General features: G+C 77.6%; 2 protein-coding genes and 1 riboswitch. Both genes read right to left on the reverse strand.

The genetic code is table 11. From position 1 onward, the window contains the following. Positions 1-1,326 (reverse strand): ATP-binding cassette domain-containing protein (locus ACFWEK_RS20985; RefSeq protein ID WP_430555294.1); only part of this gene is annotated, 1,326 nt, incomplete at its 3' end. 4 nt (positions 1,327-1,330) lie between these two features. After that, positions 1,331-1,969: an ECF transporter S component gene (locus ACFWEK_RS20990; RefSeq protein WP_430545657.1), complete on the reverse strand. Its 639-nt coding sequence runs from the start codon at positions 1,967-1,969 to the stop codon at positions 1,331-1,333. Then, a riboswitch (TPP riboswitch) is annotated at positions 1,963-2,074 on the reverse strand. Its footprint overlaps the gene before it by 7 nt. Between the last annotated feature and the right edge of the window lie 180 nt (positions 2,075-2,254).

Below are 2,254 nucleotides of genomic sequence, written 5' to 3' on the forward strand. Positions count from 1 at the left end.
GGCCCACCCGGCCACCGCCGCCCAGGTCCCCCGGTCCTGGCCGACGGTCGGCTCGTCGAGCAGCACGAGCCCCGGCCGGTGCGCGAGCGCGGCCGCCAGCGCGAGCCGCCGCTGCTCGCCGCCGGACAGCCGGAACGGGTGCGCGTCGGCGAGGTGGTCCAGGCGCAGCAGCGCGAGCACCTCGTCCACGTCCACCGGGACTCCGAGGCGGCTTCCGGTGAGCTCCACCTCGTCCCGCACGCGCAAGGCGAGCAGGCCGTGCTCCGGGTGCTGCGGCACCCAGCCGCACGACCGTGCAAGGTCTCGCGAGGGGGCGGTACGCCCCGGGACGCCCCGCACCTCGCCGCCGGTCGGCCGCAGGTGCCCCGCGAGGGTGGCGACGAGCGTGGACTTCCCTGCCCCCGAAGGCCCCGTGACGGCCGTGAGGCGCCCCGCAGGCAGTCGCGCGGCCACGCCGTCGAGCGCCCGCGTGGTGGTACGGCCGCGCAGGCCGCGCGTCGTCAGGTCGACCTCGAGGGCGTCGACCGAGACCTCCGGCCCGGCGTCGTCCGGCGCGACCAGCGCGGCCGGGACGGGCAGCGGGGCGGGCGCCGCCACCCCGGGCAGCCAGACGCCGGCGCGCGTCAGGTCGCCGCGCGGGCCGGCCGCGCCGTCGCGCAGCGCGGCGGGCGCGACGTCGTGCGTGACCCGGCCCCCCGGCCCGAGCACCACGAGGCGGTCCAGGTGCTCGAGCCACGGCCCGACGTGGTGGTCGACCACCACGAGGGCGGTGTCCGTACCCTCCAGCGCGCCGACGACGGCGGCGCGGACCTCGGCCGCGGCGGCGGGGTCGAGCATCGCGGTCGGCTCGTCCAGGAGCAGCAGGCCCGGAGCGCTCGCCAGCGCCCCCGCGAGCGCGAGCCGCTGCAGCTCGCCGCCCGAGAGGGCCGACGTCGGCCGGTCGGGCGGGTACCGCAGCCCGACCCGGTCGAGAGCCTCCCGGGCCCGACGCCAGATCTCCTCCCGCGGCAGGCCGGAGTTCTCGGGGCCGAAGGCGGCGTCCCGGCCGATCCGGGCCGCGACGACCGCGGAGCCCGGGTCCTGCGGCACGAGCCCCACCCCGCCGTCCACGTGGACGGTGCCGGACAGGTCACCGGGCAGCGGGTCCCCCAGGACCCCCGCCAGGGCGTGCAGCACGGTCGACTTGCCCGCCCCGCTCGGCCCGACCAGGCCGACGCGCTCCCCCGCGCCGACGGTGAGGTCGAGGCCCTCGATCGTCGGGGCCCGGCGCCCGGTGGGCCGCCAGCTCAGCCCCCGCACGAGCGCCCGGACATCGTCGCGCGCCACGCCGTCAGGCCCGGGCGCGATCGGCGGCACGACCGTCGCCGCGGTCGGCGAGGTCGCGCCCCGGCCCGAACGCGTCGAGCACGCCGGCCCGCGCGAGGGCGCGCACGAGCGCCGCGCCTCCCAGGCCCGCGAGCAGCGCGCCGGACAGCGCGAAGAGGCCCAGGTACGCCAGCCGGAAGCCCCACGCCCAGTCCGGGTAGTAGGCGAACCACTCGTAGACGGCGCCGCACGCACCCGCCGTCGCACCCGCCAGGGCCGCGACGGCGGTGCCGAACCGGCGGTAGAGGAACAGGGCGAGCACGAGCTCGGCGCCGAACCCCTGGACGACGCCGGAGACGATCGCCGAGAAGCCCCAGCCGGCGCCGAGCAGCGCCTCGACGCTCGCGGCGACGACCTCGGTGAGCAGCGCCGCGCCCGGGCGGCGGACGATGAGGCCGCCCAGCACGCCGCCGAGCAGCCAGCCGCCCCCGAGCAGCCCGGTGGCCGGCGGGAAGGCGACGGCCAGCCCGGCGGAGAGCAGGTGGTAGAGCTGGGTCCAGCCCCAGAAGACGACACCGACGGCCACGCCGAGCATGGCCACGGTGACGAGGTCGACGGTGCGGTACCGCAGGGACGGGCTGCGCAGGACAGTGGGCGCGGACATTCCAGGTAACTCCCTTCGCCGGTGCTAACCGGAGCAGGTTCCAAGGGTCTGCGGCTGTGCCCGCACTCTCAGCGCCCCTTCGACGGCGCTCCCCTGTCATGGGTGTCTTCAGATGTGGCGGCCGACGACGCGGCCGCAGGTCCGACCCTAGGCGACCACGGCGACGGCGCAAGGGCGTCCCGCACCGTGAAACCCCTGGTCACGCAAGAAGGCCCGGAACCATGAGGTTCCGGGCCTTCTCGTCGGGGGGGAGCTGAGGGGTGTGTCTTATACACAACGGACGCG

Source organism: Isoptericola sp. NPDC060257 (assembly GCF_042726645.1).
Taxonomy (GTDB): Bacteria; Actinomycetota; Actinomycetes; order Actinomycetales; family Cellulomonadaceae; genus Isoptericola; species Isoptericola nanjingensis.